Genomic DNA, 24,479 nt, shown 5'->3' on the forward strand with positions numbered 1-24,479 from the left:
GTTGTTGATCTTGCCGGATCAATCAACAGGTTACACCGCAACCCTTTCTTCGCATACACCAGAAATCATCATAGCTCGATCTTGATCTTTATCAGATTTAAAGTGTGACGGTGTCACTTTTTATTGTGTGTATTCAACTATACGATACTTCGACAGCGTGGGGATTACAGGATCATCCCTGGTCCAGAAAAATTGCCCCTATTGCGATAGCTCAATCAATCTTTGGCGTGATGCTTTCCGTCTCTTGAATACTTCCTTCTCTACAGCATTCAAAGAAGAATCATAAAAATACGAATGACTGTTTTGCAACCAGGATCAAACTTTGAATTAGATATATGACAGATTCACTCTATATTTTATACACAGTGGCTGGTGATGAAACTCGGAGCATAGAGTGGCTATGTCGATTATTCAAGAAATTCAGGAGGATGCGCTGAATTCAGAGTGTTCTCTTTCACTTTTGCTAATGAAAGCCTTTGACTTAGCTCAGAAGTTGGCGCTGACGGATTTCTCACGATGGCTGCAAAATGAGATAGAAGGATATGCTTGTTCAGAGTCCGAGTTACCTGAATATCGTAAACTGCGTGGACAGTTGAGTGCATTCGATGGACGTAGATGGGTGCCGGTTCAGAGGGAAGGAAGCAACAGTGGAACTGCTTATCTATATGATTCAATAGCAGAAATAGAGAGTGCGCTGAATCGGATGGGCCATGAAATATACCATCCGTGTTATGGCGAACAATCGCGCTGGTTCAGTAAATCCTCTCAGAATCAACCACAGGATGCCATTGTCATTTCTCGTTCTTTATTTATCCGCGTGTTAAACAAAGTCAGAACTTATCTGTTTAATTGGGCCATTGAGTTAGAAATGAACGGCGTACAGGAAGAAGATATTTTTTCATTACCGGCAACGGAAAAGTAAGCGGAGAATAGGATGCCACCATACGATCTGTTCTGATGATGATCAGATAACAGGTTGAATCGAGTCTCAGACGTTTCATCGTCAGCAGAAATTTTCCTGACGAATCATCATCTGGTTTAGCAATGAAGAAACACCATTCAATTTGAGTTGAAGTTAAACAGCTTTCCATCAACGCGAACGCCTCGTTTTTCAATACCGCTTACTGACATACCAATCATCCATAAAAGCATGAATTCACTCTCATAAATTTGTAGCAGGCCAAGATTTTATCAGGTTGTGTTCTCGAACGAGTCTGCATATCTGAGAGGGATTCCTTCATCTTGGAGCACATCGCTGAGCATACTCATCACTCAAGCGCTTGAATTATAAATTCTTTTATTAATTTGAGGAAAAGATGAAAAAAACTCAGACCTTTCAGCTGGCCGCTGTGGCTTCAGCATTGATCAGTGGTGCGGTGATGGCTGCCCCGATGGATCCAAATGATGACAACGCATACCGCTATTTTCCTGCCAGTGTCTCGGCTGAATTAGAGAGCAAGTACTACTTATATACAGATTCCCACAAAAAGGATCTGATCTGGTATGTCCCTAAAACGGGTTATGTCGCGTACCGGGGCAGCCGGCAAAACACGCGTCCCAATTTTAATGCAACAAGCTATTTGCCTCGGTTTGGAATCTGGGCTGCACTTCGGGCTGGTGAGTCGCAGGTTCGGATGGGAGGATCTTTCAACACCATGGGTCGTCCTGAAGATGTGAACTACCTGAAGACGGAAGCTGAAAAAGTGGGATTCAGCGTCTCGCCTGCTGTTGTAAAGCGCGGGACCGCGAGTTTAATTGTCGATGGGATTGATGCCAACGCCGATGGACGAGTGGATGTTGAATGTGAATCCAGCCCATTAGCCATGACTGATCACCTCGGGAATCAATACACGGCGAATATTCAAAACTGTTATGTCACTGCTGTGGATGGCAGACAACATCCTGCGACGGTGATTGAAAGAGCCTATGCCAAAGTGCCCAGTGGCAGAACGAGTGCCTCGGTGAACATCCCGTTTCAGTTGGTGACACTTCCAGATAATGAAATGAGCAATTTAATTGAGCAGGATCTCGCCGTCGGAAGCAGTCTGGCACCATATTTTAGTCTGGTTGTTGACTGGGAGTTAGAAACTGAAAGAGAAACCCGTGTTGCACGGGTGACCGTGGATTGGAATCAGACCTTTGAACAGGCACATGCTTTTGCGGCCTATCACAATTATGCCTGTGTCGATATAGAGCTGCAGAGCTTCTTCAAAAAGCTCGTACAGGAAGGGAAGGGTGTTTATGTCGAGTACTACAACCCCGAAACCCGACAGTACGAAACCAAGGCGCCAAATCAGGCGGCCTTCATCCGGGCGGTTGAAGGGGTTCGGGCCGATCTGCAAGCTGAGCTGTTTGACCAAATTCGGGAATACAGTCAATCACAGCTTGGGCTGGTCGATACGAGAACAAATGCGATGTGGACATTACGGGCGAACTACGAGAAGCAAGTCCTGAAACGCCACGAAACCCGAATGATTAACTGGAATCCTGGGATGTCGATGGAGACTGTTCAAACAGAAATGAGTGTCGACTGTGTTCAGGGTGGATTTGGCACGCCTGTGGCATGGAGTACGGATACGGGGTGTCATGCCATTGTTGATGATTGGACAACACCTTAACTGAATGGATGCCGGGGTTATGGGGTCTGCCGTAATCCCGGATGATTATCTGTGACATAAATACAATCTTCAGCCCACAGTGATGTGGGCTATTTCAAGGACGACCGATGTTTAGATTCATCTGTATATTTGCGAGTGCTGCATTATTGACGGCGGCGTCGGCGCATGCCAGTCAATATCAATTGTCATTGTTAGATTTTGATGCCGCGATCGACAATGGTGACATTGTGTTTGCACCCTATAAAAATTCCACCCGGGGGACGGGGTATGTTTGGTTTCGTGATTATGAATATGATTATGTCTTACCCGCGCCTGGCGCGTACCGAACGAAAACGCTGACCGTCAGTTTTGTTCCTCAGAGTATTCTCAGTGGTGCATTGAAAGCATTCACAGAAGCGTACAATCTCCGTCCGAACCGAAAAGTGCTTCTTCCTGAAAATGCGACGCTCTGTCAGCCAACGGAGGTGTTGCAACAATTACTGGTCACTTTTGAATATGTTTCTGTATCCACACGCCCGCAAGGCTATCCCAAGTTGTGCAGCTTGGTGATTCGTTACCAGACGACTGCGGAAAAAGAAGAAAAACTGTTTCAATTGATCGATACGAAGCGACTGATGCATCTGAAATTCGCGTTGTCTGACCCGGAGAGTCAATCTGTGCCTGGGGTTTATATTGAGGTGCCCAGCATTGTTCAGCATTTGGCCGAACGCAAGGTACTGGAACAGCAATGGCCGCTCTCTGCTGGGGATGCATCAACAACGGGTTCTCACCATAAGGCGGGCTGGTATGGCTTTGAGCGCGGCATTCATTTTTACGCGGCTCAGCTCGATCCGGCTTTATTTGGGTTTGCTGAAGGGCCGGTTGATTCCTCGTTATTGTTTCAGCGCTGGAGTCAGTTGGTTGACTTATTTCAGCCCGTGGAAGGACATCCAGACTTAAAGATGATTTCCAAGCAATTGGCGGCTGAGAAAATCGTGCTCTCGGCACCTGTTCCCTCAACACCTTTGCTTGAGGTCTCTTATTGATGCTTCATGTGGTTGGCCGTCATCCAACGTGTTTGAGACGTATCATTTTAGGGATTGTTCTCGGTTTCATTTCGTTCGGCTTGTCTGCGGTCGAATTGGATCAGCGCGTGTATCACAATGCGATAGCGCAGGAATGTCATGGCTGTCATTTTGAGAACCGGATGAAGCCGGTCGGGACTTTGGCGAATGGTGCATCTCAATGGACAGATCAAAAATGTGTCGCATGCCATACCGAGATCGATGAAGTGGCAAGTCATTACCGGCAAGGGATCGATGATTTCAGATATGTTGCCTTGCCCGTGAAGGACGAGCGGTTGAAGTCGATGGCGGATTATCCGCTTGCTTATTTGGATGCGCCAGTCTGGCCCGTGTTTCAATCCAAATCTGCCCGAGTGAACCGGACGACGCTGGTGAATTTTTTAAATGCGCCCCACGGAACTTGTCATGAAGGGACGTGTATCGCCCCTGGCATGATGGCTTATACCGGCATTTCTGAAAGTGATGTTCTTGCTATCAGTGAACATTTCAGTGCCATTCCGGCGGAAACACAGCGGGAACAGCAGGGCTCGATCCGCAGAGGAAAAATGTTGTTCGACCAGAAATGTGCAACATGCCACGACTCAAGTCAGCCGTCTGGCTACAACGCGACGGCGATGAGTTTGTTCTCTGCACATTGGATTGAGCAGTACGCGAACGGACCAGTTGTCGCAGGCAGAAGTATGCCTCGAATGACAGTGTCGCGTCGGGATGCACATGATCTCTATGCATATTTTCAGGATGTCCGGGCCCGCAGTCAAACCAAATTGGCTCAGGCTGTTTCACAAATCGAACTGAACTTCGAGCGATTACCTCAAAAGCATCTTTCAGCGAAAGCACTGACGTATATCTGGCACGGTTTCTGGCGGGATACCGGTTGTGTGCATTGTCATGGTATTGAAGGGCGTGCCAAAGATGCGTTCAGCATGGCCAGCCGAAGGGAGATTGAGCATTGGCTGAAGACAAAAGATGCCAGAGCCTTGTATCAACGATTAGCGATCCGGGAGAAAGAAGAGGCGTTTGGCCTGGGGGCAGCACAAGCGGGCATGCCAGCTACAGGCCGCCCGCTCCCTTCGCAACTTATTCAGCTATTGGGTATCTGGATCAAATCAGGCTGCCCAAATGAAACACATCAACAGTTATGTCAGGGTAAATGGAATGACCAAGCATCATAAAATCGTAATGTTCATCTTTCAGTGTTTCATCCTTTTCGCTTCTGTGCGAGTTGTGATGGCTGCGCCTGTTGATCCGACGATCAGGAACGTGGAATCTGAGTTTGCCTATGAGGTCCTCAGCAAGTTTTATTTATTCGGGGACACCGAGGATCCCGGTCTGATTTGGTTCGTCCCCAAGTTCGGTACGATAGCTCAGGATAACACCGGGTTTAATCAGCCAGAGTTTGATATTGGCAGTATTGTCAGTGAGCACCCGGATTACTATCCCGGTGAAGAGTTGGTTTGGTTCAGTGGCGCTTTTGATACACGAGGGCTTGAAAGTGATATCGCAGTTTTGTCACGTTTGGCGGCCCAAAAGGGGTACAGGATTCTGGCGGCGAAACCGAAGGCTGCTGAAACTTACTTTATTGTCGATGGCGTGGATGTACAGTCCCTGGATTTAGATTGTACGGCGCATATGAAGACCGCTCTGGGAGATTTCCCGATGTGTTTTGTTTTTGATCAGCAGGGAAGAAGGCACCCCGCGGAATTTGTCGCAAAATTGGACACTGTGCTTCCTGAAAATACCATGAGTGATTACGTTGGATTTCGGGGAATGACGGTGCCTTCCTGGCGGGAAACCTTAAAAAGACTGATGGGAGTTCATTTACCAAGTGACGATCCGGCGGCCGGGCAAAACTGGAATGATAAATTACAGGTTGTGACGGTATGGTCACTGGAAACACATTACAATCAGCCGCGCGGCCAAATGTATCTTCATTGGAATACGCTTGTTCAGCAGTTCTCGGCTTATGAAAATTCTCACCCTGCATTGCTGTCGCTCACCGATATCAAAAGAAAAATTCGTCTGTGGGTAAACGCTGCACTGATTGGACAGAATGCCCCATTTTTCCTACAAACCTATGGGGCCGACAACGATGTGGATTTAATTACGGAGGCTATCTTTCACGTATTCAAAAATAACAATGTGTTTGTTCCGGTTTGGGTGTTTCCGCGACATCCTGTTCAGAGACACGTCTCTTCCGCAGCAACACGCGTTGAGCAGAGAATGATTCCTATCGTAAACAGCAGTATTTCATTTTTTGTTCCTGCCGAAGTGAAAGTGAAGCCGGAACTGAGGTTTGCAGTGAATCGGTCACGAGCGAGTCGTCATGAAGAATCAATTGATCTGTATTTTGGTCCGAATGTTCTGATATCCAATCCGCAAACTCATATGTATCTTGAATGTTTACATGGTGGCTGGCATATGCAGGTACGTTGGGCACAAACACCTGCATGTCTTGACACCCATTTCCAGTACCAGCAAAACCTTCGTATCAGCCGCGAAGCCTTGCAAGCGATGATGCCTTAAAACGTTCAGCTATCAGATGTTTCCATGTTCGCCATAAAATGAATCAGTCATAGATAAATGGATATTCCCGCGATAGCATATGGTCTGTCCTTTCAGGTGGGATATCCATTTTGAACCATTTGTACTGATGAAAGACCTGATCGCAGTACATCAATGTTGTAGGTAATGATGAGCCAGATAACTTCTCTAGAGCAATTAAGTCCTTTGTATGGTGAACCGAGCAAGCGCGCAAAAAATAAAGCGATGGATCACATTGATGTTTTCAGTCGAACGATGATTGAGCACAGTCCGTACATTGTTCTTTCGACTGTGGATCAGAACGGGTTTACCGATATATCTCCCCGAGGGGGACAGCCGGGATTTGTGAAAGTGCTGGATCGTAAGACTTTGCTGATTCCCGACAGTGTGGGTAATAATCGGATCGATAGCTTTCGGAATCTTCTGGAGCGTCCGCAAATTGGTCTGATGATTTTAGTGCCAGGCGTTGACGAAGTTGTCAGAATTAAGGGCAGAGTGAGTCTGCACACTGATCCACACTATACAGAACGTTGCCAAGACGGCGCAAAACCCGCCAAGCTTGTGATGAAAGTGGCTGTTGAAGAGGCGTATTTCCACTGCGGTAAAGCAATCATGCGCGCCAGACTCTGGGATAATCACTATCGGGTGGAACGTAACATCCTGCCGTCGCTGGCTCAGATCATGAAGGCCCAGCAAAATATGCAGGAAGAGGCGATGGGTCAGGAAGAAATGATGGCTTACTATCGCGAGTCGCTGTAATCAGGGGCAGTTTTGGGGATTGAATGCACATGAGTTTCCTGATCGATCAGGAGAACAGCACAGTGCTCATGCAAAAGGCTCCGTCTGGGGCCAGGAAAATAGAACAATGGCAAGTACATCAGGGAACGTCTGGCCATGAGTTTTTGTGTTATGTCACACTTATCTGTTAGGGAATATGTGTGCTTGTACATATCTGGTATGGTGGCGTTTTTTTACATTCTCTTTGGCTGACTTATGGAAAACTACCTTATTTTTATTACTGTTGCCATTGCAACAATTGCAAGCCCAGGGCCTGGAGTGATTCTGACGTTGTCACAGGCGGTTCGGTGTGGTGGAAGAAGCGCAATACCTGGTATTGTCGGAATTGCAATCGGGATGTTGCTTCTGGCCATGATATCGTCGACGAGTTTGGTTGTTCTATTGGCGCAATCTGCGACGATTCTTGCGCTCTTGAAATATATTGGTGCGGCTTACCTGATTTACCTTGGCATTAAAATGCTGCGTTCTACCTCTACGCTTTCGATTGATGAGCAAGTTATTGCTCCCAGAAGCATCATCCGGAGATTTCTGGAAGGGGTGGCGATAACGATGCTAAATCCCAAACCGCTCTTCTTTTTCATGGCACTTTTTCCGCAATTCGTGCACGGAGAGGCAGACCATGCGATGCAGTTAATGATTCTTGCTGTGACTTTCAGTGTGATCGTCATCGTTATACATTCGCTTTACGCGATATGTGCTGGCAAGTTGAAAGCAAGGTTGTCTGAAGGAAAAGGGCAATTGTGGGTCACGCGTGCTGGTGGTGGGTGTTATTTATGTTTTGGCGCAGGTTTAGCGTTGTCAGGCCAGCGCTAGCTATTCTAAAAGAGCGCCCTTGGGCGCTCTTCGTTTGCAGTTTTATATGATGTTGAACGTCACTTTCTGACCTTCAATCAGAGATTGGAAGCCTTCTACTTGGATCGTGCGGAAGTGTACGAATAGGTCTGCACCGCCGTAATCTTGAGTGATGAAAATGAAACCTTTCTCGACGTTACACCACTGAACAGTACCAGTTGGTGTCTCTTGAATGATAGGAATCTCTAGCCTTGAATACTCAGTTTGAAGCAGCTTTGGCACTTCGTAAAGCAAAGCAATATGAAGCATCCCGAACTATCCTGACCACGATGCTGGAAGATGAGGCGCTGAAGGCGAAGGCACATCTGCAAATTGCCTGGTCTTATGATAATGAAGGTAAAGAAAGAGAAGCGGTGGCGCATTATGAAGCCGCGTTGAAAGGTCCAATTTCTGAGAATGAGCGTTTTGATGCGGTGTTTGGACTGGCCAGTACTTTGAGAAGCCTGGGAAATTATCATGAAGCGCTGAAATATTTTGAGCAAACAAAACATGATTTTCCCGATTCGATCGAGGTTCAGCCCTTTCACGCGATGTGTTTACACAATTTGGGACGTCATCAGGAAGCGATGGCAATGTTACTTGAGTTGTTATTGCAAACGACTTCCAGCACTCAAATTCAAGCTTACCAGCGTGCGATCCGCTTATATGCCGAAAACTTAGATAAACGGTGGTAGGGGAGATTTTCGGATGAAATGGTTATATATCAGCGAAACAAAAAGAGCGCCCTTGGGGCGCTCTTCATCATGTTCTGTAACGAGGAGGGCTTATGCGCGCTCTACGTTTGCAGCTTGAGGACCTTTCTGGCCTTGTTCGATGTCGAACTTCACTTTCTGACCTTCAGCCAGAGATTTGAAGCCATCACCTTGGATAGCGCGGAAGTGTACGAATACGTCTGCACCGCCGTTGTCTTGAGTGATGAAACCGAAACCTTTCTCGTCGTTAAACCACTTAACTGTACCAGTTGCTTTAGACATTGTATGTCTCCTGAAAATATAGGAATAAATAACGCCCCAGGGCGTGCTTCATGCCAACATAATGGATTACTTATGGACAAGGATGTAGCTCTTCAGGACAACGGCGCTTAGGTGAAGCGGGTGTAACGAAGTATACTTTTCACTTTGTTGCATAAATAGCGTTGCATTATAGGCAGACCCATTAGGCCACAATGCTTGTGTTACGGCAAGCAAATAGTGAGTTGGACCTAAAAATTCCTGATAATTTGTGAAGAGTTCAGCAGATGTGTTGAATTTTGAAACAGATTCAAACTTTTAGGGTTGATGTGTGTTGCGAATATTGGTCCGATCACTGGATACAAAAAAAGGGCAAATGAGCCCTTTTTGTCGCTAACGTATTGTTCACTTATATCTTTTCGACATTCGCCGCTTGCAGGCCTTTCTGACCCTGCTCAACGTCGTAAGTGACCTTCTGACCTTCAGCCAGAGTTTTGAAGCCATCACCAGTAATCGCGCGGAAGTGTACGAATACGTCGGCGCCACCGTTATCCTGAGTGATAAAACCAAATCCTTTTTCTTCGTTAAACCACTTAACGGTACCTGTTGCTTTAGACATGTTGTCTCCTGAATCTCTAACTCTTACGTTGCTTACCAATAATTTTTTGAATCAACAGAACAACATATCGCTCGCTTCAGGGAAACAGTTTTCATCAGAGAACTCTGTCGAGAAGTGTCGCACTTGCGTTGCATCATTTTTCCAAATCACTACTGGTACCTGAAAAGAGTAGGCTCTGGGATATTAAAAGCAAATTATTCAGCGGAAGATTGTGAGTCAGCTAACAAGAAACCATGCGCATATTTTGTTTTTAACTCCTTGTCGCATAAATGAAAAACTTTTGTCATGGGAACTGTAAAGATTGACTCTATACTTTGTGCGTCTTATCTCGGGAAATGAATCCACTTTTGTGTGAGATCAATGAATTGAAGGGTGCTTTGATTTAATGAAGATCTGACTTGAGTCATCTGCGGAGTTTCTGATATAACCCAATCAATTAGGGCTTTCAAAGTTCACATTAAAGGACAAATTATGAACAACATCCTGGAATTGGTTCGTCTTGCCAGACGCAAAAATAAGCTGAAACGTGAGATTCTGGATAACGACCGCAAAATCAGGGATAACCGCAAGCGTGTTGAATTGCTTGAAAATCTGATTGACTATATTCAGCCTGAAATGACGCATGATGAAATTGTCAGCATTATTGAAACCATGAAAGGCGATTATGAAGATCGTGTGGATGACCATATCATCATCAGTGCAGAACTCTCCAAAGAACGCCGGGAAGCCAGCAAGCAATTGAAAGAGCAAAAGCGCACAGAGCTTGCGAGTCGTCCTTCGAAGTAAGGGGCTCTCGTCTGCAATTTACGTTGAGCTACATAGTGAGTTCAAAGTCAGACAACCTAAAAAGGCCGCATGATGAATGCGGCTTTTTTTGTGGTTCAGAATGGTCGTTTGTTTTTAAACTGCGACGGATTCGATGTGTGCTTTTGCTGTGCTCAGACCTTTGTCTGCCAGTTCATCACCCATATTCAGCGCTTCGGCATAGACAAATTCAATTTCAGTCATACCGACGAAACCTAAAATGGTTTTCAGGTAAGGCACCATGGTGTCAGTGGCGTTGTCTTTATGCATCCCACCACGAGAAGTCACAACGATGACTTTTTTGTCTTTCAGCAGACCTACGGGACCATTCTCTGTGTATGAGAAGGTCACGCCAGCACGGGCAATCAGATCGAACCAGTTTTTCAGTTGTGTCGGAATACTGAAGTTATACATCGGTGCTCCAATAATGATGGTGTCGCTTACCTGAACTTCTTCGATCAACTGGTCAGACAGTGCAATCGCGTCTTTCTGGCGTTGTGTCAGGTTGTCACCCCCCCGAAGGCCACCTGCTAATTCACCGTCTAAAACAGGGAGTGGCGTGACGGCTAAATCACGCTCGATGATCGTCGTGATTTGATCTTCTTTGGTGTTGAGCAGATGCTCGATCAAAGCATTTGATTGAGAGTAACTACCAAGAATACTGGATTTCAGAACGAGAACTTTTGACATAATGCAGCCTCTGAGATTGAATATTTGAGCCATGTTTCTAACTTGATGCTTATCTTAGAGGCTGAGAGCATTGACTAAAAGCTCAAAAACTTGTGTAAGTCGTTCGACATTTTTGACGAAAGGCGATTTGGCGCTGTAAGCAGGCAGATTGACTTCGGTGTTCAGGGGCTGACGGGATAAAAAATAGCCCGAAACGACTCCTGTTTCGGGCTTAGGGGAATGGCTCGTGAGAGCCTTGCGCTAACTGGTTTGTAAATGGAGATCAATTACATGATTAATCTTAGTTCAGGCAGCATTTTTTGCCAGTTTTAGCCCTGAGACAGCGGAGGCTACTAAGATCTTTCCGTTAATTAATGCTGTGCTCCAAAATTAGCTGCGATTTCCAGATAAACCTGTATCTCTGACCAGCTCTCTGGGCAGCCCGTTTTTGATACGATTTCCGACCCACTTACCGATCCCGAAGGGATATCCATGATACGTGACAATCACTTCGCCTTTGCCTGAAACGATTTCTGGCCGGATATCTCGTCCCATAATCCATTCATTGGCTTCTGCATCAGATAATGCAACACACTGACTTTCATGACCTGTCGCCAGTGTCATGATTGCTTCGTGCTGCCACCGATACCCTTTTTTGTGCTGTTCAGCCAGTTTGATGCCGATACGCTGGAATCTGATCTGATCCAGTAATGGACGAAGCCGGGCAGGGAAGAGCCAGACTTCCTGATCACGAAGCCAGATCTCTCGATCGTCCGGCACGGCGAGAGACAGATCTTGGTTCAGTTGCGCCAGAATGAGCGCGCTGTCTTTGTGTGAAGCCGGCGAAAAAGGGAATTTCGCTTTTCGTTTTTTTACCGGCTCTGCTTCGACGGCAGCCAGCTTTCGGATCCGGGCAACAAAGAATCCTTCACTGTCGTAGACCTGAGGGAATACATGAAGAAATCCTTCCGGTGTGCAGGTTTTTTCAGCACCGTCGAAGAGGGTTTTCAGTGATTCAAACGTGACGGCGTCACTAAAGGTTTCTTTCAGGTGTTGGCATACATCCTGATTTTCTCTCTGATTCAGTGTACAGGTTGAATATATCATCACGCCGCCTGGTTTGAGCGCCTGGAATGCACTGACGATCAGGTTGCGCTGGATGGCCGCAATTTCCTCAATGTGTGCCAGACTCCAGTTCGCCATGGCATCTTCATCTTTACGGATGGCACCTTCACCTGAGCAGGGTGCATCCAGCAAAATACTGTCGAAAGCTTCTGGCGTCCAGTCGCCAAAGATCTGGCCATCAAAATGAGTGATTGCTGCATGAGAAACACCACAGCGCTGCAAATTAGCGTGCAGGACTTTAATTCGGCTGGCGGATAGCTCGTTGGCAACTAACGCGCCTGTATTTTGCATCGCAGCAGCGAGTTGCGTTGTTTTTGAACCTGGCGCTGCGGCCATATCCAACACACAGTCCAGCTGATCATTTTCGCTCAGTAGCGCGGTCACGGGTAACATGGAACTGGCTTCCTGAATATAGAACAGCCCGGCCAGATGTTCCGGTGTATTGCCCAGCGACTCCGTCTGCTGATCATCATAGTCAATCCAAAATCCTTCCCGGCACCAGGGAACCGGCGTCAGTTGCCAGTCTTTGTCTTTGACCCGTTCCAGAAAATCGCTGACGGAGATCTTCAGGGTGTTCACCCGAATACTCCTGCGTAAAGGGGTGCGGCAGCAGGTAAGGAAACTTTCCATGTCCAGACCGTCGGGCAGGATTTGCTGAATATGTTGAATGAAATCGTCTGGAATATAAATGGACTGATGCACTTGATCTTTCTCAGTTGGAATGCAGAGGCGGCAAGTCTATCTCAAACTGGCAGCCGGGCAAAACCTCCCGGCGTTTATCAGACGTAATCCATGAAAAAAGGCAAGCCTCATGGCTTGCCTTTGAGCAGCGCAACAAGTTACTCGGCAGGGATGGCTGTCCGCCATTTTTTCCATTCCGGATTGGCTTTTTCATGCAGTAAAAAGCGATCGCCTGTTTGAGCGGGGGCAGACAGTGGCTGGCCTTCTGGTGTGGACAACCCAATCCCGCCTCGCAACAACGTATCGACAGTTCCGGCCTGAATATTCGCGCCAGTCAGGCCAAGGCTGACATCCAGCCCCGAGGTATTCCAGAACACGGAATCACTCCGGACAAGATGCCTGTAGCCGGGATCGATTTGCGCTTCAATGAGCACACGGTCGGCCAGTTCACCTAAAGTCACTTTACTGACCTGACCGACCTGAATATCACGGAACAAAAGTGGTGTTCCCGGACGCACAGAGGCTCGCGCAATGCTTTCCAGAATGACGGTCAGGCCATTGAAGGTTTTTTCACTTTGTTCTGAGAGGGTGAACGTCTGGCGATAATTTCCGTCACCTGGAATCACTTCTATATAACTGCTCAGAATGCTGTCGAGGTTTTGAACGCCGGTGAGGTCCACTTTGGGCGTCACCAGCCAGAAATGAGAGTTTTCCCGGGCCAGTGTTTCAGCGAATTGCGGGAAGAGTCTGGCATCAATTTGAATCTGTCCGCTTTTAAAGTCTGGCGTCAGCGTCAGAATTTTACCCACGGTCACCCCTTGATACTGAATATTTGTCCCCGCAGAGATGCCTTTGGCGTGAGTCGCGGTCAGGCTGATTTGAATCCCGAATTCTTTTGCGTCTTTCAGGCTTTGGAAGAGTTTGAATTGTTTTCCGACCCGGTTGGGTACATCCGGCATACTGTCAAAGGCAATCCCGCCTTTGATCAATGTGGTGAGTGGGCTGGCTTTGATATTCACGCCGCCCAAACCGGCTTTCACTTCTACGCCGGACTGGTCCCAGAAAACGGTGTCGGACTGAATCAGGTGTCGGTATTGATTTTGAATGGCTAGTTTCAACGTGACGCCGTCACGTGTCAGTGCATAGTTGAGCACTTTCCCGACAGGCAGGTTCCTGTACAGGACCGGGCTGCCTTCACTGACCGACGGAAGTGTGTCGGCAAAAAGTGCAACAGTCGCACTGCCTTGTTGCTGATTTCCGGCCAGGTCTGCCAGCGCTCTGCTTTTGTATAACGGATAATGTTGTTTCTGGACGCCCTGACCAGCGCTGGTAAAAGCAATGCTGTTGCTGATGAGTTGCTCTGCTGGTGGTACGGAAATATGCATGCCTGCCGCACTGATGTCTGCCTGAATCCCGCCATCAATAAAAAAGCGGCTCTGGCTGCGAACGAGTGAGGCATATTCGGGCTTGATGATGAGATCGAAGCGAACTTTCGTTTCATCCAGCCGAATTTGTTTGACACTGCCGACGGGCATCCCTTTATGCGTCACGGCAGTGCCGCGGCTGATGCCATAGCTTTGATCGGCATAGAGTGTGATGTTCCGGGCCCCAGGACGTTTTTCTTCCAACTGTGCCTGAGTGAACGCCTGAAAATGGCGGGCAGGGTCACCGTCGCCGGGCATCAGGGTCAGAAAGTTCCCTTTGATCAGGTTGCCCAGATTCTTCACACCACTCAATGAAAGGTTCGCTTCCTCTAAGCGCATGGAAGTGCCAGTGGTCAGCAGATCGCTCATACTGGGTTCAATAGCAGCGTGGGCAACCACGCGTTGTTGGTTCCGAACCAGCCGAAGATCCGAAATCTGACCAATCTGAAGCCCGCGATAAACAATGGGGGCACCGCCTGCACTGATTTGATTTTCCTCGGGCAGATCGATGGTGATTGCAATTCCCCGACCTGCGGTATTCAAATCAGGATAGAGACGAAACAGGTGATTGGGCTGAATAGGCAAGCCTTCATCGGGTGAATCAAAAGCAATCGCACCTGCAATCAGCGCAGACAGGCTTTCGAATTGAACATCCACACCGTTGAATCCGAGATTGGCGCTGACGCCGCTGACATTCCAGAAACGGCTCTTGTTGGTGACTAAATTGGCATACTGCGGCTGGATCAGAACATCAATCAGTACGCGCTTCTTACTGTGGCTCAGTGAATAGTTATAGACTTCACCAACCGGAATTTTTTTATAGTAGACCTGCGCACCCACAGAAACTGAGCCCAGATCCGGTGCCTGTAATTGAATGGTCAGCCCATTGCCGACAGGCATTTCTGCGGGTTGGCCATCGAGCGCTGTGAACTGAGATTCAGGTTCACCTTCACCGGGCAGCAGCGCAATATAATTGCCGGAAACCAGCGCATCTAACCCGCTGATGCCGGTAATGGAGGCTTTGGGTTTCACCAGCCAGAATCGGGTGCCTTTTCGGAGCACCTGAACGGCTTCCGGGTAAATATCAGCGGCAACATAGATACTCTGTAAATCCTCAGAGAGTTTGACTTCACGAACAATCCCGACTTCGAGTCCCTGATAGCGGATCATGGTTCTGCCAGCTTCCAGACCGGCAGCATCGTCGAAATGAATCGTAATCCGTTGACCTGCCTCACTCACGGCCTGAAAGACCAGCCAGGCTGCCAGCCCCAGTGCCAAAATCGGCAATATCCAAAGCGGGGAGATTTGCCGGTCTCTTTTCACATCCACCGGATGGGGGAGTTGAGGACCGACTGGCGGTCCGAAAGGTGGCTGTGATGGGCTGTTATTTTTTGTCATGTTTATCCCAAATCAAACGAGGATCCAGACTTTCAGCGGCGAGCATGGTTAATACAACAACAGTTGCAAAGGCAATCGCGCCCGGGCCTGGGGTAAAATCTAAAATCTGTCCGCGGTCAATGAGTGTCACCATGATTGCGATCACAAATAGGTCCATCATTGACCATTTTCCAATCCACTGAATCATACGATACAGTTTCATTCGGTGTAAGTGGTTGATCTCTCGTTTTACATGGATGCAAAGCAAGATAAAGGCAAGACCTAAAATTTTGGCAACTGGCACGACAATACTGGCAAAAAATATCAGGGCTCCAATCCCTTCCATCCCGGAACTGATCAAGCTCGCGACCCCAGACAGGATTGTGTCTTCGATTCGTTTGCCATTGTTGAGAAATATCGAGATCGGATAAAGATTTGCCGGAATGATAAAGATAGCAGCGCTAATCAGATAAGCCCATGTTTTCTGGACAGAATGAGGTAGACGATAATGCATAGGAGCCTGGCACCGCTGACAATCGGAGCTGCTGGACTGACTCATATGGCATACGTGACAATGTAACATTAGCGCTTCACTGTTGTGGTCTGTTTCGGGCTGCCAGGCTTCCCAATAGCGTTTCACATGAATCCGGGTCAGCATAATGACCATCAGTAACTGCATCATCACAAGGCAAAATAACCCGGGGCCGACATGGATGTCGGCATAGTCTTTCACTTTGAAACAGGCGATCCCCAGGCTGACCAGAAAGACATCAAACATGGCCCAGTGCTTGAGCTTTTCAATCAGCCACAGAGATGTTTTAAAGAGACGCAGTTGTCGCCGTGCCAAACCGTATTGGGCAGACAGTACCGCAGCAAAAACCAGAAAAGGGGCCAGCGTGCTGCAAAACAAAATCAATGCAGCGACGGCAGGGAAATCGGCGGACAGGGTGAGGGCGCCTGAAGGAATTGTTGCAGGAATCATCACCCCGAACAGCCGAATGGTAATTAACGGGTATAAGTGGGCTGGTAAGAACAGGATCAGCCCTGCCAGTGCCAGGGCTAAATCACCGCGGAGTGAAGGCATGCCGCCGTGGTATAAGCGAGATTCACATCGGGGACAGAAGGCGCTCTGACCCAGACGTGTCACCATCGGGGTCAAAGGTAAATCACAGCAAGGGCAAAGTCTTACTGTTGACATGGGCGGGTCCGTCCTTTTGTTTCATCAATGATTTCAACTGACAGACACTATATTATTTTGTATTGAACCTGGCTACTGCCGCACTATCATGATTCAAGCTTGGTTCAGTCTCTCCAGTCTGCACAGAGCCATAGAGGGTCTGATACAACCCCGATGTCCTGACCAGCTCGGAGTGCGTACCTGTCTGGCTCACCTGGCCATCTTCCAGCACGTAAATGAGATCGGCCTGTTTCACGGCAGACAGCCGGTGGGCCACAATCAGGGTGGTTTTGTCACACAAGAATTCATTCAGGGCTGTATGTAATGCAGCTTCTGTCGCGGTATCCAGTGCAGACGTTGCCTCATCAAGAATCACAAAATCTGGATTGCTCAGGATCATGCGCGCAATCGCCAGACGCTGGCGCTGGCCACCGGACAGACGAATCCCTTGCCGGCCAATCTGTGTTTCTAAGCCATCATTCAAACGTTGTGTTACATCCGTCAGTTGGGCAATTTCCAGCGCTTGCCAGAGCTGGGCATCTTCGTATTCAGCGCCAAGGGTCAGGTTCTGACGTAAAGTGTCATTGAAGAGCACGGGCTGCTGTAAGACGACCGCCATTTTTTCCCGCAGTGCTTCGTAGCTGACTTCTTCAACCGGATGACCGTTTATGAAAATATCGCCACTGTCTTTTTGATAAATGCCGAGCAGGAGTTGGATTAAGGTCGACTTTCCGCCGCCGGATGCCCCAACCAGTGCGATGCGCTTGCCAGCTGGGAGCGATAGATTCAGACCGTTCAGGACTTTCTTATCATCATCGTAGGCGAAATCGAGGTTGTTGATCTCAATGGCAATTGGATCCTGTGCAGTAAACGGATTGACTTTCGGAACCGGGCGAACTTCCTCTTCAATCTGAATCAAATGGTTCAGGCGCTGCATGGCTGCAGACGCGCCATACCAGGCAAACTGAATCCCCAGCAGTTCCTGAACCGGACTTAACATGAACCAGAGGTAACCGAAAACGGCAAACATCTGACCAACGGTTAAGTCGCTGAACAGGACCATCAGCATCGCAGCGGCGCGGAACAACTCGAACCCAATCAAAAACAGCAGGAAAGAGATGCGTCCGGCAGCTTCGGATTGCCAGGCATATTTATCTGCATTGTGACGAATCCCATCGGCATGCGATTTCAGGTGATTCAGGAACTCTTTTTCCCGGTTTGCTGCACGCAACTGATAAATTCCGTCTAAGGTTTCCACCAGCCGTTGCTGAAATTTTTCGAACGCCTGATTCTCATGGCGTTTGAGGTGTTTGACCCGGTTGCCCATTTTCCGGGAGGCATAGATGACGACAGGGTTGACCAGAAGGATAAAGAGACCCAGTTCCCAGTTCAGCCATAAGAGAACGATCGCAGTTCCCAGCACCGTGAGCACACCAATCAGGAAACGACTCAGGGTATCGCCTACGAATTTATCGATGGTTTCGACGTCAGTCACCAGGTGTGAGGTGATCCCACCACTGCCACGTTCTTCATACTGGCGCATGCTGATGCGGCCCAGTTTATCGATGAGGTGGCGGCGCATCTGATAGGTGATGTCTTTAGCAACCAGCGTGAACTGTCGGCTTTGCAGGATATTCAGCGCCTGGCTGGCCGTTCTCATCAGGACAACCATCAGTAGGACCAGCAAAATATAGGCAGCGGGGGCCTGCCAGGATTCAGGGAGAAAATGATTCAGTAAAGCGATGCCCTGTCCGGGTTGCTGTAAGAGGATTTCATCGACCATCAGCGGCATCAGCAATGGGATAGGGACACTGATCAGCGTTGCAACCACAGCGATGAGATTGGCAGCAACCAGTCTCTTTTTGTGATGTTTTGCTTGCTTTATCAACCATGACCAGTTAATCATTTGATTCGTCGTATCTTTCACAGTGAGAACGATTCCTATTTTCGGAAAAAGTGCCATTTTAGCGGCTATATAAGGAGTAAGCCATGGAAAACAAACCAGCATTTTATCGTCGTCTGACCCAGCAAGCGGTTGCACTGGTTGACGGCGAGCCGGATGTCATTGCGAATATTTCTAATATTAGTGCCTTACTCAACATGGAGTTAGAGGATATCAACTGGGTTGGCTTTTATCTGTTGAAAGAAGATCAGTTGGTTCTTGGTCCGTTTCAGGGCAAACCTGCCTGCGTCAGGATTCCGGTTGGCCGGGGAGTTTGCGGGACGGCGATTTCAGAAAATAAAGTTCAACGCATCAGTGATGTGCATCAATTTGAAGGGCATATTGCATGTGATGCGGCGAGTAATTCTGAGATCGTGATTCCATTCTCAGTGAATGGTCAGTTGTACGGCGTGTTGGATATTGATAGTCCAAGTCTGTCAAGATTTGACCAGGAAGACGAAGACGGGCTAGTTTCATTCATTGAGGAACTACAAATTAAGCTCTAATTGTATGCTTTCGGTGGTTTTTCAGTATTAGGTAATTATAATAGCCCGCACTTATTGGTTTTAATTAAAAAGCACTAACAGCGAGATACTCTCGCTTTGTCAGGAAAGTCCATGGAAAACTCTGAAAAGTTAACGAACAGTAAAGAAGTGATTGCCTATATTGCTGCGCAATTTCCAAAGTGTTTTACTGTTGAAGGTGAAGCTAAACCATTAAAAATTGGTATCTTCCAAGACCTCGCTGAACGACTGAGTGACGATCCTAAAGTCAGTAAAACTCAGTTGAGAGCAGCGCTTCGTCAGTACACTTCTTCCTGGCGTTATCTTCATGGTGTTAAAGCCGGCGCTAGCCGTATTGACCTTGATGGCAATGAGTGTGGTGTGTTAGAACAGGAACATGTCGAGCACGCACAGAAAGCGCTTGAAGAAAGCAAAGCTAAGGTTCGTGCTCGTCGTAAAGAGCAGGCTGCAGCGAAAGCCGCTACAGAAGGTGACGCTAAGCCAAAGAAAGTTCGAGCAAAATCGCCTAAAGCTAGAAACGTTAAACCAAAAACGTCTAAGCTAGATAAGAAGCCGGTAGAAACCACTCGCGCTTTGTCTTCTGATGAAGTGACCGTGGGTAAGGATGTCAGTGTGAATATGGGCACTGGCAACATGCCGGCCACGATTGTGGAAATTAATAAGGACGATGTGCGTGTCCGTTTGACTAATGGCCTGACCATGGTTGTGAAAGCGGAGCACCTGCGTTCATAAAGGAGAATGCTCGACGTATGAACTGTCGATTCCGTTTCTCACTGATTGCTGCCGGTATTGTGCTGGCAGCATCAGCTCAGGCTCTGGAAGCCACACACACACAAAGTGAATTGCCTGTTTTAACACCGGAAAAACAGCATGCCACCGCCAGCAAACGAGTTGCCTCCAGATTTACTCGTTCTCACTATCGCCAGTTCGCACTGGATGATCAGTTCTCGGTCAACATTTTCAACCGATATCTGGAAATGCTGGACTACAACAAGAGCTTTCTGACCCAGTCAGACATCAAACAGTTTGAACAATGGCGTTATCAGTTAGATGATCAGCTCAAACGTGGCGAAACTACGGCGGCCTACGACATCTTCAATACCGTTTTGAAACGTCGTTTCGATCGATATCAATACGCATTAACACTACTGGATAAGCCGATGTCTTTCGGTGTTCAGGAAGATATGGTGATTGATCGTTCAGAACTGCCTTGGCCGAAAGATCGCAATGAGCTGAATGAGATCTGGCGCGAGCGCGTGAAATCCGACGAGCTAAACTTGAAACTCGCGGGTAAAGACTGGAAAGATATTCAGGAAACACTGCGTAAGCGTTACAACAATGCGCTAAAGCGTTTAACTCAGAGTCACAGCGAAGATGTATTTCAGATCTACATGAATGCATTTGCCCGCGAAGTCGATCCCCATACCAGCTATCTCTCTCCTCGAAGTGCCGAACAATTCCAGTCTGAAATGAATCTGTCTCTGGAAGGGATCGGTGCCGTGCTTCAGGTGGATGATGAATATACGGTGATTCGTTCACTGGTGGCTGGTGGTCCGGCATCAAACTCTAAGAAGCTGTCTGCAGGCGACCGCATTGTCGGTGTTGCTCAGGACGGCAAAGATATGGTCGATGTCGTTGGCTGGCGTCTCGACGATGTCGTCCAGCTGATTAAAGGACCGAAAGGCAGTAAAGTCCGGTTGGAGATTCTGCCGGAAGGATCGAATGCTAAGAGTTACAGTGTCACGATTGTTCGCGATAAAATTCGTTTGGAAGATCGGGCTGCAAAGTCTTCTGTAGAGACTCATCAGGGCCGTAAGATTGGTATCATTGAGATTCCAAGCTTCTATGTGGGCTTGTCTGAAGATACCAAGAAAGAGCTTGCGAAACTGAACCAGCAGCAGGTGGATGGCATTGTCATTGATCTGCGGAACAATGGTGGTGGAGCACTCACCGAAGCCACGGCATTAACTGGATTGTTCATTAACAGTGGTCCGGTTGTTCAGGTCCGTGATAGCTATGGCCGGGTGAAAGTCAACGGGGATTCTGATGACCGCGTTTATTTTGACAGCCCTTTGACTGTGCTGATTAACCGATACAGTGCATCTGCATCCGAAATTTTTGCAGCAGCAATGCAAGATTATGGCCGTGCAGTCATTATTGGTGAGCAGTCTTTTGGTAAGGGTACAGTGCAGCAGCACCGTTCTCTGAACCATATTTATGACTTGTTTGATAAGCCGCTGGGTCATGTTCAGTACACCATTCAGAAGTTCTACCGTATTAATGGCGGCAGTACGCAGAATCTGGGTGTTGTACCAGACATCAGTTTCCCGACTGCGATTGATCCGGCAGATACCGGTGAAAGTGTTGAAGACAACGCTTTGCCTTGGGATAGCATTAAACCCGCTGGCTATCAGAAAATGTATGACTTCTCGCCATTACTGCCATCCCTTCGCGCGCAGCATATGCAGCGGATCAAGCAGGATCGTGAGTTTGGTTTTATCTTCGATGATATTTCGAAGTATAAAGCTGAAAAAGATCTGAACAGTTTGTCGCTGAATGAACAGAAGCGACGGATGGAACAGGATCTGGAAGAGAAAGAACGGTTGGAACGCTTGAATACCCGCCAGAAAGCGCTGGGCAAAAAACCTTTCCTGGCATTGAAAGATGTGCCGAAAGATTACGAAGCACCTGATGCGTACCTGGATGAAGCGGTAGCAATTACCGCTGATCTGGTCAAAGCAGAACAAAGCTGATGCTTATCTGACGAACATGTCACAGTAAAAACGGCGCTTATGCGCCGTTTTTTTCGTTGAATGATGCTGTTAAACCGCAGCATTCCCGGATAACTTTCCTCTGTCAACCTGTCTCGGATTTGAAACATGGCGTGCAATACCTGTGACATTTGTCGGATTCTTGCGCGCAACAATGCAAGCGGAACTAGTGTGATAAGAGGGGATGATATTTTTCTGGGGTATTATCATGCTGCGAGCTGTACTTTTTTCTTTTCTGATTGGGATCTTATCCTGGGTTCAGTCTGCGACTGCAGATGAACTCACAGAGTTTGATTATCCATTGTTGCTGGGTGACTGGTACTGGTTCAGCACCACAGATGAGGGGGTTGAAAGCGAAGGGATTCATTACCGGGCAATGAACATCAAGTTCAATTCGTCGTATCGGTTCACGGTACGCTTACTCAGAACCAACGGCCGGATTGACGAATGGGGCGGGAAATATGACATCGATGAATCCACAATCACGATGAACTCTGTCGACCAGCCATCGCAACAGCACGAATATGTTTTGAGTTATAATCAGTTCCTGTTAGACGGTGCCCGGTTTACCAAACTTGCCCCTGAGAATCTGCCCGGCCACTGGCGATCCTCGATGATCAAAGGACAGGATGTAGATAAGAGCGTCTCTGAACTGAAACTATCGTTAAGGCCCGATTTTCTGTTTTCAGCGCAGGTGATAGGGAAGGACGGGACACGTAAAGAGCACAAAGGAATTTACTATCTTGAAGATGATCGCATCGTGCTGATTTATGAAGACGGGCAGCATGACAGTCACTTCAAGTTAGGGAAAGACAATACGCTGACGCTGACAAACCGGCAGTTTGGGATGGAAGCTGTGATGCAACGGCAATAAGCATGATTTTTCTTAACATGACGAAGAGAGAGGCGCAAAGCCTCTCTCTTTTTTCTGTGATTCATGAGGATGTTTTAATCATTCGCAATCTTGAAAGCTTCACGCAGTTGATCGAGATATGCTGCGTCCTGACAAATACTTTTGCCCGGTTCATCTGAAAGTTTGGCGACGGGCCGTCCCTCACATTCTGTCAGTTTCAGGACAATGTTTAGGGTGTCGACGCCAGGGATGTCACAGGTCATATTGGTGCCGATCCCAAAACTGACATTGATGCGAGTATAAAAATGCTGGTAGATATTCAGCGCTCGTTCCAGTGTCAAACTGTCGGAAAATACCAGAGTTTTCGTTTTCGGGTCTATACCCAGTGACTGGTAATGTGCAATGGCTTTTTCGCCCCAGGCAATCGGATCACCACTATCATGGCGAAGGCCGCTGAATCGCTGAGACAGCCTCAGGTCAAAGTCGCGCAGGAAGGCATCCATATTGATGCAGTCGGTGAGTGCAATGCCCAGCGAATCCGGATATTCCTGCAACCACCGGTTGAGCGCAAGTTGCTGGGAATCGGCCAGCTCTCCTGCCAGTTGCTGATGCGCCTGGAACCATTCATGTGCCTGTGTTCCGACTGGCGTCAGATGGCGGGTTCGGGCCAGATGATAATTAGACGTCCCGTCAAGTTGCGGGAAATGATCCTTCAGATGATCGACTACGGCATACTGCACAGCTTTTGAAAATCTGCGTCGGGTACCAAAATCTACCAGAGAGAACTGACTGACATCGGTATCGTCGGCTAACGTAAAGAAGTGGGTGAGCTTGCTTTTCAGATGAGCAATGGCATCTTCAGGTGTTGCGTTTGGATAAAGCTCACGACATCGAATTTCACAAATGATGGCGAGTAACGGGACTTCCCACAGGATCAGATCCAGCCATTTACCTTCTATTCGAACCGTCAGTTGCGTTTCATCTTCTCCCACCACAACCTGTGACGGATCTAGTCGGAAATCTCTGAGGAAATCCAGATAATCCTGCCGGAAAAAGGGTAGGCTGGCCAGATACTCGATTTCGTCCTGTGTAAATCGCAGTTCACCCAGGTGCTGAATTTGTTGCTGAATTTCGGCTTTATAAGGTCGAAGATCTTCATCGCTACGGCAACGGAACTCCGCTGCGGCCTCAACATCCGGATAGAGATGAAAGATGGCCTGTTGCATATGGAGCTTATACGCATCAGTATCAAGCAATGAATCAATGATCCAAGGCTGAATATTTTGGTTCATATGACTGAGTTATTCCTGTTAAACGACTAAAATCAATTGGCTTGGGCAAAGTGTCAGAATTGGAATTTTTTTTGAGTTTGCCATTGTTACGCGACGAGACAGAGGTAACAAGTAAAAAAGATAAGATTTTCAGTCTAAGTGGTATCTGCTAACATTTTGTCTTCATTCAGTGTAAAGGCAAAAGTGTTTCATTGAACGCATTACGTATAAGTATAGTTGACCAACTTTTAAGCATTGTTATCTGTCGTCCTGTCAGCAGGGGGTTGGTTGCCTTTATGGCTGTTTGACCCGTTGGCCTTACGCTGAGGGTTTTTGTAACGTTTCAGTCTCGCAAGCTGAGTTTGAATGAAAACATGGAAACCGCGAGACTGCCAATATGGATGATTAAGGAAGGATTT

At 47.7% G+C, this 24,479-nt stretch carries 22 protein-coding genes; 13 read left to right on the top strand and 9 right to left on the bottom strand.

Features of this window, described 5'->3' with window-relative positions; all coding sequences use genetic code 11:
- The first annotated feature begins 400 nt into the window (after window positions 1-400).
- The 7 genes from Q4579_RS03680 (at window position 401) to Q4579_RS03710 (ending at window position 7,834) form a co-directional block, all read left to right on the top strand.
- A complete protein-coding gene (locus tag Q4579_RS03680) occupies window positions 401-922 on the top strand; it encodes a hypothetical protein (protein WP_303562171.1) in 522 nt (173 codons plus the stop codon).
- A gap of 394 nt (window positions 923-1,316) precedes the next feature.
- Window positions 1,317-2,618: a hypothetical protein gene (locus Q4579_RS03685; protein WP_303561719.1), complete on the top strand. Its 1,302-nt coding sequence runs from the start codon at window positions 1,317-1,319 to the stop codon at window positions 2,616-2,618.
- Window positions 2,619-2,725: 107 nt separating this feature from the next.
- Window positions 2,726-3,643 (top strand): hypothetical protein, encoded by a 918-nt coding sequence (locus tag Q4579_RS03690; protein WP_303561720.1) that lies wholly within the window; start codon window positions 2,726-2,728, stop codon window positions 3,641-3,643.
- Window positions 3,643-4,854 carry a c-type cytochrome gene (locus tag Q4579_RS03695; RefSeq protein WP_303561721.1) on the top strand — a complete coding sequence of 404 codons (1,212 nt, stop codon included), beginning with the start codon at window positions 3,643-3,645 and terminating at the stop codon, window positions 4,852-4,854. Before Q4579_RS03690 ends, Q4579_RS03695 begins: the two co-directional genes overlap by 1 nt.
- The gene (locus Q4579_RS03700; protein ID WP_303561722.1) at window positions 4,802-6,205 is read left to right on the top strand and encodes a hypothetical protein; all 1,404 of its coding nucleotides are present in this window, start codon (window positions 4,802-4,804) and stop codon (window positions 6,203-6,205) included. Before Q4579_RS03695 ends, Q4579_RS03700 begins: the two co-directional genes overlap by 53 nt.
- 168 nt (window positions 6,206-6,373) lie before the next feature.
- Window positions 6,374-6,982, top strand: a complete 609-nt coding sequence (locus Q4579_RS03705) for a pyridoxamine 5'-phosphate oxidase family protein (RefSeq protein WP_303561724.1) — start codon at window positions 6,374-6,376, stop codon at window positions 6,980-6,982.
- A gap of 234 nt (window positions 6,983-7,216) precedes the next feature.
- Window positions 7,217-7,834: a LysE family translocator gene (locus tag Q4579_RS03710; protein WP_303561725.1), complete on the top strand. Its 618-nt coding sequence runs from the start codon at window positions 7,217-7,219 to the stop codon at window positions 7,832-7,834.
- Between the two features lie 42 nt (window positions 7,835-7,876).
- On the opposite strand, the gene Q4579_RS03715 is transcribed toward Q4579_RS03710, so the two are convergent.
- Window positions 7,877-8,047 (bottom strand): cold shock domain-containing protein, encoded by a 171-nt coding sequence (locus Q4579_RS03715; protein ID WP_303562173.1) that lies wholly within the window; start codon window positions 8,045-8,047, stop codon window positions 7,877-7,879.
- Window positions 8,048-8,064: 17 nt separating this feature from the next.
- Here Q4579_RS03715 and Q4579_RS03720 point away from each other — a divergent pair, with 17 nt between their 5' ends.
- Window positions 8,065-8,547: a tol-pal system YbgF family protein gene (locus tag Q4579_RS03720; RefSeq protein WP_303561726.1), complete on the top strand. Its 483-nt coding sequence runs from the start codon at window positions 8,065-8,067 to the stop codon at window positions 8,545-8,547.
- A gap of 90 nt (window positions 8,548-8,637) precedes the next feature.
- On the opposite strand, the gene Q4579_RS03725 is transcribed toward Q4579_RS03720, so the two are convergent.
- Complete coding sequence (locus tag Q4579_RS03725; RefSeq protein WP_303561727.1) at window positions 8,638-8,847, bottom strand: cold-shock protein; 210 nt, start codon at window positions 8,845-8,847, stop codon at window positions 8,638-8,640.
- Window positions 8,848-9,232: 385 nt separating this feature from the next.
- Window positions 9,233-9,442 (bottom strand): cold-shock protein, encoded by a 210-nt coding sequence (locus Q4579_RS03730; RefSeq protein WP_211648828.1) that lies wholly within the window; start codon window positions 9,440-9,442, stop codon window positions 9,233-9,235.
- 471 nt (window positions 9,443-9,913) lie between these two features.
- On the opposite strand from Q4579_RS03730, the gene Q4579_RS03735 reads away from it, so the two are divergent.
- Window positions 9,914-10,228 (top strand): DUF496 family protein, encoded by a 315-nt coding sequence (locus Q4579_RS03735; RefSeq protein WP_303561729.1) that lies wholly within the window; start codon window positions 9,914-9,916, stop codon window positions 10,226-10,228.
- A 114-nt stretch (window positions 10,229-10,342) separates the two neighbouring features.
- Here Q4579_RS03735 and Q4579_RS03740 read toward each other — a convergent pair whose 3' ends face one another.
- From Q4579_RS03740 to Q4579_RS03760, 5 genes are all read right to left on the bottom strand, one after another.
- Window positions 10,343-10,936: an FMN-dependent NADH-azoreductase gene (locus tag Q4579_RS03740; RefSeq protein WP_303561731.1), complete on the bottom strand. Its 594-nt coding sequence runs from the start codon at window positions 10,934-10,936 to the stop codon at window positions 10,343-10,345.
- 369 nt (window positions 10,937-11,305) lie between these two features.
- Window positions 11,306-12,742, bottom strand: coding sequence for a 16S rRNA (cytosine(1407)-C(5))-methyltransferase RsmF (gene rsmF, locus Q4579_RS03745; protein WP_303561733.1), 1,437 nt, complete (start codon window positions 12,740-12,742; stop codon window positions 11,306-11,308).
- Between the two features lie 137 nt (window positions 12,743-12,879).
- Window positions 12,880-15,543 carry an MlaD family protein gene (locus Q4579_RS03750; RefSeq protein WP_303561735.1) on the bottom strand — a complete coding sequence of 888 codons (2,664 nt, stop codon included), beginning with the start codon at window positions 15,541-15,543 and terminating at the stop codon, window positions 12,880-12,882.
- Window positions 15,530-16,720: a paraquat-inducible protein A gene (locus tag Q4579_RS03755; protein ID WP_303561737.1), complete on the bottom strand. Its 1,191-nt coding sequence runs from the start codon at window positions 16,718-16,720 to the stop codon at window positions 15,530-15,532. Before Q4579_RS03755 ends, Q4579_RS03750 begins: the two co-directional genes overlap by 14 nt.
- Window positions 16,721-16,772: 52 nt before the next feature.
- Window positions 16,773-18,605, bottom strand: coding sequence for an ABC transporter ATP-binding protein (locus tag Q4579_RS03760; RefSeq protein ID WP_303561738.1), 1,833 nt, complete (start codon window positions 18,603-18,605; stop codon window positions 16,773-16,775).
- Window positions 18,606-18,688: 83 nt separating this feature from the next.
- On the opposite strand from Q4579_RS03760, the gene Q4579_RS03765 reads away from it, so the two are divergent.
- The 4 genes from Q4579_RS03765 to Q4579_RS03780 all read left to right on the top strand — a co-directional run bounded on the left by Q4579_RS03765 (window position 18,689) and on the right by Q4579_RS03780 (window position 22,810).
- On the top strand, window positions 18,689-19,147 hold the full coding sequence (locus Q4579_RS03765) for a GAF domain-containing protein (RefSeq protein ID WP_303561740.1): 459 nt from the start codon (window positions 18,689-18,691) through the stop codon (window positions 19,145-19,147).
- A 111-nt stretch (window positions 19,148-19,258) separates the two neighbouring features.
- Entirely contained in the window at window positions 19,259-19,897 is a 639-nt protein-coding gene (gene proQ, locus Q4579_RS03770; RefSeq protein WP_303561742.1) for an RNA chaperone ProQ, read from the top strand.
- Between the two features lie 17 nt (window positions 19,898-19,914).
- Window positions 19,915-21,918 (top strand): carboxy terminal-processing peptidase, encoded by a 2,004-nt coding sequence (gene prc, locus Q4579_RS03775; protein WP_303561744.1) that lies wholly within the window; start codon window positions 19,915-19,917, stop codon window positions 21,916-21,918.
- 226 nt (window positions 21,919-22,144) lie between these two features.
- Entirely contained in the window at window positions 22,145-22,810 is a 666-nt protein-coding gene (locus tag Q4579_RS03780; RefSeq protein ID WP_303561746.1) for a lipocalin family protein, read from the top strand.
- A gap of 74 nt (window positions 22,811-22,884) precedes the next feature.
- Here the strand turns inward: Q4579_RS03780 and pncB are convergent, their stop codons facing one another.
- Window positions 22,885-24,081 (bottom strand): nicotinate phosphoribosyltransferase, encoded by a 1,197-nt coding sequence (gene pncB, locus Q4579_RS03785; protein ID WP_303561747.1) that lies wholly within the window; start codon window positions 24,079-24,081, stop codon window positions 22,885-22,887.
- Between the last annotated feature and the right edge of the window lie 398 nt (window positions 24,082-24,479).

Origin of the sequence: Photobacterium sp. 1_MG-2023 (assembly GCF_030547945.1) — a bacterium.
GTDB lineage: Bacteria > Pseudomonadota > Gammaproteobacteria > Enterobacterales > Vibrionaceae > Photobacterium.

Excerpts from the sequence above, each read along its gene's own strand:
- pncB (WP_303561747.1), bottom strand. The coding sequence starts at position 24,081 with ATGAACCAAAATATTCAGCCTTGGATCATTGATTCATTGCTTGATACT.
- Q4579_RS03710 (WP_303561725.1), top strand. The coding sequence starts at position 7,217 with ATGGAAAACTACCTTATTTTTATTACTGTTGCCATTGCAACAATTGCA.
- Q4579_RS03755 (WP_303561737.1), bottom strand. The coding sequence starts at position 16,720 with ATGTCAACAGTAAGACTTTGCCCTTGCTGTGATTTACCTTTGACCCCG.
- Q4579_RS03750 (WP_303561735.1), bottom strand. The coding sequence starts at position 15,543 with ATGACAAAAAATAACAGCCCATCACAGCCACCTTTCGGACCGCCAGTC.
- Q4579_RS03740 (WP_303561731.1), bottom strand. The coding sequence starts at position 10,936 with ATGTCAAAAGTTCTCGTTCTGAAATCCAGTATTCTTGGTAGTTACTCT.
- Q4579_RS03760 (WP_303561738.1), bottom strand. The coding sequence starts at position 18,605 with ATGATTAACTGGTCATGGTTGATAAAGCAAGCAAAACATCACAAAAAG.
- Q4579_RS03700 (WP_303561722.1), top strand. The coding sequence starts at position 4,802 with ATGAAACACATCAACAGTTATGTCAGGGTAAATGGAATGACCAAGCAT.
- Q4579_RS03705 (WP_303561724.1), top strand. The coding sequence starts at position 6,374 with ATGAGCCAGATAACTTCTCTAGAGCAATTAAGTCCTTTGTATGGTGAA.
- proQ (WP_303561742.1), top strand. The coding sequence starts at position 19,259 with ATGGAAAACTCTGAAAAGTTAACGAACAGTAAAGAAGTGATTGCCTAT.
- Q4579_RS03690 (WP_303561720.1), top strand. The coding sequence starts at position 2,726 with ATGTTTAGATTCATCTGTATATTTGCGAGTGCTGCATTATTGACGGCG.
- Q4579_RS03685 (WP_303561719.1), top strand. The coding sequence starts at position 1,317 with ATGAAAAAAACTCAGACCTTTCAGCTGGCCGCTGTGGCTTCAGCATTG.
- Q4579_RS03780 (WP_303561746.1), top strand. The coding sequence starts at position 22,145 with ATGCTGCGAGCTGTACTTTTTTCTTTTCTGATTGGGATCTTATCCTGG.
- Q4579_RS03765 (WP_303561740.1), top strand. The coding sequence starts at position 18,689 with ATGGAAAACAAACCAGCATTTTATCGTCGTCTGACCCAGCAAGCGGTT.
- Q4579_RS03695 (WP_303561721.1), top strand. The coding sequence starts at position 3,643 with ATGCTTCATGTGGTTGGCCGTCATCCAACGTGTTTGAGACGTATCATT.
- Q4579_RS03735 (WP_303561729.1), top strand. The coding sequence starts at position 9,914 with ATGAACAACATCCTGGAATTGGTTCGTCTTGCCAGACGCAAAAATAAG.
- Q4579_RS03725 (WP_303561727.1), bottom strand. The coding sequence starts at position 8,847 with ATGTCTAAAGCAACTGGTACAGTTAAGTGGTTTAACGACGAGAAAGGT.
- Q4579_RS03730 (WP_211648828.1), bottom strand. The coding sequence starts at position 9,442 with ATGTCTAAAGCAACAGGTACCGTTAAGTGGTTTAACGAAGAAAAAGGA.
- prc (WP_303561744.1), top strand. The coding sequence starts at position 19,915 with ATGAACTGTCGATTCCGTTTCTCACTGATTGCTGCCGGTATTGTGCTG.
- Q4579_RS03680 (WP_303562171.1), top strand. The coding sequence starts at position 401 with ATGTCGATTATTCAAGAAATTCAGGAGGATGCGCTGAATTCAGAGTGT.